This window comes from Kitasatospora sp. NPDC002543 (assembly GCF_053594915.1).
In genome coordinates this window covers 1-1,409 of record NZ_JBSFWR010000237.1, presented here as the reverse complement: position 1 = coordinate 1,409, position 1,409 = coordinate 1, and the positions used below count along the sequence as shown (strand labels likewise).

The window sequence follows — 1,409 nt, the reverse complement described above, 5'->3', positions numbered from 1 at the left end:
CCACGCCGGAGTCCAGGCGCACGCCCGGGCCGGACGGCGGGGCGAACAGCGTCACGGTGCCGGGCGCGGGCAGGAAGTTGCGGCCCGGGTCCTCGGGCCGGGCAACTTGCTTGCGGTGTCAGGTGGTTGGGGTCGGCCGGGGCGGCGGGGCGGTGGCTGCCCGGGTGCGCAGCCAGGCCGTACGGGAGGCGAGTACGCCCAGCCCGAGGGCGACCAGGTGGCCGGCGTCGGCCAGCTGCTGGTTCAAGGCCCAGGCGGTCGCCAGGACCAGGGCGAGCGCCGAGAGGCCGTAGCGGCGCAGTGCGGGCGGGCCGAGCGCGAGGAGGCAGGCGCCGGTGGCGACCAGGCCGTAGCTGATGCCCACGTCGCGGGCGCGGGACAGGGCGCCCGGGATGCGGGCGGTCACCATCACCCACATGGCGCCCTCGGTGAGCAGCGTGGCGCCCAGGTGCCCGAAGACGAAGACCGCGCCGGCCCGGGCCGGGCCCCAGCGCCACTCGGCCAGGCCCAGGACGGCGGCGACCGCCGCGATGCCCGCCCAGGCAGGAACGCCGTCCACCACCAGGCCGCTGGTGATCATCGTCCACCACTTGCCCAGCGAAACATGTAGCTATGGACGTTGTGATTTCCATGGTTACTGAGCGGGATAGTGGCAGGTCAGAGGTGTGGGTCATCGGGGGATGCGATCTCGCGTACGAGTTGGAGAGTGTCGGCGAGGGCCGCGCGGACGCGCTCGAACTCCAGCGCCAGCCGCGGCAGCGTGATGTGCAGCAGGTCGACCTCGCGCGCGCGGTCGAGGTCGGCCTCGGCCATGCGGTAGCGGGCGGCGTGCTCCGGCGCGAGGTGGGGTGTGTCGTTGTTCATCGTCTCACTGGGGTCTGGTGGTTCGGGGGCGGCGGGCAGCAGGACGAAGCTGTCGCGTATGCCGGCAGGGGTGACCCAGTGGACTAAGCGGGAGGAGGGGGGCGTGACGTGGGCGAGGGCGGGCATGGTGCACTCCGGGTGGGAATCCCCCCAGGATTCAAATTCGAACGAATCATAGCGAATGCGCGTTCGTACGATTTGACCCTGGCCAGGGGCAGACATTTGATCATGGAATAGTCAGCGTCGGAGGGTGATCCCCCCTCCATCGCCAGACCAGGCGTACCTTGACCAGCAGCGACGCAACACGGGCCGTCGGATCCGGCAGGCCCGGCGACTTCAGCGCCTCACGCAGGAGGGGCTGGCGGAGCGCTCCGGGCTACATCGCAAAACGATCTCGAAGGCGGAGCTGGGGGAGGCCGGGCTTACGCACGATCACCTGGTGCGAATTGCTCACGGCCTCGGGTTGCCGCTCTGGAGGCCGCGGCCGGTGCTGTCCGGGGTGAGGGCGATGCGGTAGCTGGCGGAGGAGTTGTCGGGGTCGACGT

General features: G+C 71.0%; 3 protein-coding genes. 1 reads left to right on the top strand and 2 read right to left on the bottom strand.

The features are described 5' to 3' along the window. Nucleotides 1-118: 118 nt before the first annotated feature. Entirely contained in the window at nucleotides 119-580 is a 462-nt protein-coding gene (locus ACWD4P_RS38225; protein WP_449782823.1) for a rhomboid-like protein, read from the bottom strand. A 77-nt stretch (nucleotides 581-657) separates the two neighbouring features. Then, on the bottom strand, nucleotides 658-864 hold the full coding sequence (locus ACWD4P_RS38220; protein WP_449782822.1) for a hypothetical protein: 207 nt from the start codon (nucleotides 862-864) through the stop codon (nucleotides 658-660). Between the two features lie 250 nt (nucleotides 865-1,114). Between ACWD4P_RS38220 and ACWD4P_RS38215 the strand changes: the two genes are divergently transcribed. Continuing rightward, nucleotides 1,115-1,381, top strand: coding sequence for a helix-turn-helix domain-containing protein (locus ACWD4P_RS38215; protein WP_449782821.1), 267 nt, complete (start codon nucleotides 1,115-1,117; stop codon nucleotides 1,379-1,381). The last annotated feature ends 28 nt before the right edge of the window (nucleotides 1,382-1,409 follow it).

Bases quoted from the DNA above. Each gene is read 5' to 3' on its own strand.
- ACWD4P_RS38225 (WP_449782823.1), bottom strand. From the start codon at position 580: ATGATCACCAGCGGCCTGGTGGTGGACGGCGTTCCTGCCTGGGCGGGC.
- ACWD4P_RS38220 (WP_449782822.1), bottom strand. From the start codon at position 864: ATGAACAACGACACACCCCACCTCGCGCCGGAGCACGCCGCCCGCTAC.